Genomic DNA, 3148 nt, shown 5'->3' on the forward strand with positions numbered 1-3148 from the left:
CTGCTTAGGCAGTGATAATCGACGAGAAAGTAAGAAAGGGCGCAGGGCGGATGCCTTGGCTCACGGAGGCGATGAAGGACGTGATAAGCTGCGATAAGCCGCGGTTAGGTGCAAATAACCTTTGACCCGCGGATTTCCGAATGGGACAACCCGTCCGTTCGAACGACGGACATCACATTTAAAATGTGAGGCGAACCCGGGGAACTGAAACATCTTAGTACCCGGAGGAAGAGAAAATAAACTAATGATTCCCCCAGTAGTGGCGAGCGACCGGGGAAGAGCCCAAACCGTTGCTGTCGCAAGGCAGGAGCGGGGTTGTAGGACCGCATAACGATATTGTAAAGTCGAGCGGAACCGTCTGGAAAGTCGGACCGCAGAAGGTGACAGTCCTGTATGCGTAGACATTTATAATATCAGCGTAATCCTGAGTAACGCGGGACACGAGTAATCCTGCGCGAATCCGCCGGGCCCATCCGGCAAGGCTAAATACTCCCGTGAGACCGATAGTGTACCAGTACCGTGAGGGAAAGGTGAAAAGAACCCCGAGCAGGGGAGTGAAATAGCTCCTGAACCCCTGCGCCTACAAGCGGTCGGAGCATGTATTACATGTGACGGCGTGCCTTTTGCATAATGAACCTACGAGTTGCCGTCGCCGGCGAGGTTAAGGATGAAGACATCCGTATCCGCAGTGAAAGCGAGCCTGAACAGGGCGTTGAGTCGGCGGAGGCAGACGCGAAACCAAGTGATCTACACTTGGCCAGGATGAAGTCCCGGTAACACGGGATGGAGGTCCGCACCGATAAGCGTTGAAAAGCTTCCGGATGAGCCGAGTGTAGGAGTGAAAGGCCAATCAAACTTGGAGATAGCTCGTACTCCCCGAAATGCATTTAGGTGCAGCGTGCGGTGTTAGTCATGAGAGGTAGAGCGACCGATAGGATGAGGGGGTTTCACCGCCTGCCAAGTCCTGACGAACTCCGAATGCTCATGAGTCGCAGCCGTGCAGTAAGGGGGCGGGTGCTAAGGTCCGTCCCCGAGAGGAGAAGAATCCAGACCGCCGTCTAAGGCCCCGGAATTCTGCCTGAGTTAGTCTAACGAAGTGAGGTCCCAAAGACAGCCAGGATGTTGGCTTGGAAGCAGCCATTCATTCAAAGAGTGCGTAACAGCTCACTGGTCGAGGGTCCTTGCGTGGATAATAATCGGGTATAAGGCAGATGCCGAAGGCGCGGGATAGCAAATAATAAAAGTATCGGTAGGGGAGCATTCCATATGCGCAGAATGTATGAGGTAACTCATGCTGGAGCGTATGGAAAAGCAAATGTAGGTATAAGTAACGATAAGGGGAATGAGATTTTCCCCCGCCGCAAGACCGAGGTTTCCCGGGCAATGTCAATCAGCCCGGGGTCAGTCGGGTCCTAAGTTTAAGCCGAACGGCGAGAGCGATGGCAGATACGGTCAACATTCCGTAACTGCCGCAGCAGGCGATGTGGTGACGGAGGCGTGGAACCGCCGCGGACCGACGGAATGGTCCGTTAAAGGGTGTAGGTGTTGAGGAATATAGGCAAATCCGTATTCCGAGCCGAACCTGAAAGTATGCCTTCCTCCTCGGAGGCGGGCAATAGCGCGGGTAATCATACTCCCGAGAAAAACCGCTAAGCAACTGTTGCGGCACCCGTACCGCAAACGGACACACGTGGTCGTGTAGAATATACTGAGGCGTTGAGAGATTCATGGTTAAGGAACTAGGCAAACTGACCCCGTAACTTCGGGATAAGGGGTCCTCACATAAGTGAGGCGCAGAGAATAGGTCCAGGCAACTGTTTAACAAAAACACAGGGCTGTGCAAACTCGAAAGATGAAGTATACAGCCTGACACCTGCCCGGTGCCGGAAGGTTAAGAGGAGAAGTCATCGCAAGAGAAGCTTTGAATTGAAGCCCCGGTAAACGGCGGCCGTAACTATAACGGTCCTAAGGTAGCGAAATTCCTTGTCGGGTAAGTTCCGACCTGCACGAATGGTGTAATGATCCGGACGCTGTCTCGACCATGATCTCAGTGAAATTGTAGTATCGGTGAAGATGCCGATTACCCGCGATGGGACGAAAAGACCCCGTGAACCTTTACTGCAGCTTAGCACTGACCTTGGTCATCCGATGTGCAGGATAGGCCGGAGGCTATGAAGCCGGGGCGCCAGCTCTGGTGGAGCCATCCTTGAAATACGGCCCTTCGGCTGTCTGAGGTCTAACGCGCAGTTGCGCGGACACTGCTTGGTGGGCAGTTTGACTGGGGTGGTCGCCTCCAAAAGCGTAACGGAGGCTTCCAAAGGTGCCCTCGGGCCGTTTGGTAAGCGGCCTAAATAGAGTGCAATGGCATAAGGGCGCTTGACTGGGAGGCAGACATGCCGAGCAGGCAGGAAACTGGGGCATAGTGATCCGGCGGATGTGTATGGAAACTCCGTCGCTCAAAGGATAAAAGGTACTCCGGGGATAACAGGCTGATCCCCCCCAAGAGCTCATATCGACGGGGTGGTTTGGCACCTCGATGTCGGCTCGTCACATCCTGGGGCTGGAGAAGGTCCCAAGGGTTGGGCTGTTCGCCCATTAAAGTGGCACGCGAGCTGGGTTCAGAACGTCGTGAGACAGTTCGGTCTCTATCTATCGTGGGCGTAGGAGTTTTGAGCGGCTCCGTCACTAGTACGAGAGGACCGTGATGGACAGACCTCCGGTTTACCGGTTGTTCCGCCAGGGGCACCGCCGGGTATCCGTGTCTGGTCGGGATAAGCGCTGAAAGCATCTAAGTGCGAAGCCCTCCGCAAGATGAGAACTCCTTTGAGGGTCGTCATAGACGATGACGTTGATAGGGTGCAGGTGTAAAGACGGTGACGTCAAAGCCGAGCACTACTAATTGCCCGAAACTTTCCGTGAGTGTTCATAGTTTCAGAAGTGTGGGTTTTGCTTGTATGAAGATGTCAACCTTATACTCTTCCTGACGAGCGGTCAGGATATGAAAAGAAATTTTTGGTGGTGATAGCGACGGTGTTCCACCTCTTCCCATCCCGAACAGAGAAGTTAAGCCCGTCATCGCCGATGGTACTGCAATGCAATGCGGGAGAGTAGGTAGCCGCCTTCTTTTAGATGAGGGACGTTCCAAGGA

At 53.9% G+C, this 3148-nt stretch carries 2 rRNA genes; both read left to right on the plus strand.

Annotated elements, in window-relative coordinates:
* Nucleotides 1–23: 23 nt before the first annotated feature.
* A 23S ribosomal RNA gene (locus WKT13_RS13275) occupies nucleotides 24–2918 on the plus strand.
* Between the two features lie 93 nt (nucleotides 2919–3011).
* A 5S ribosomal RNA gene (gene rrf / locus WKT13_RS13280) occupies nucleotides 3012–3124 on the plus strand.
* Nucleotides 3125–3148: the final 24 nt, after the last annotated feature.

This window comes from Prevotella sp. HCN-7019, assembly GCF_037890215.1.
GTDB lineage: Bacteria > Bacteroidota > Bacteroidia > Bacteroidales > Bacteroidaceae > Prevotella.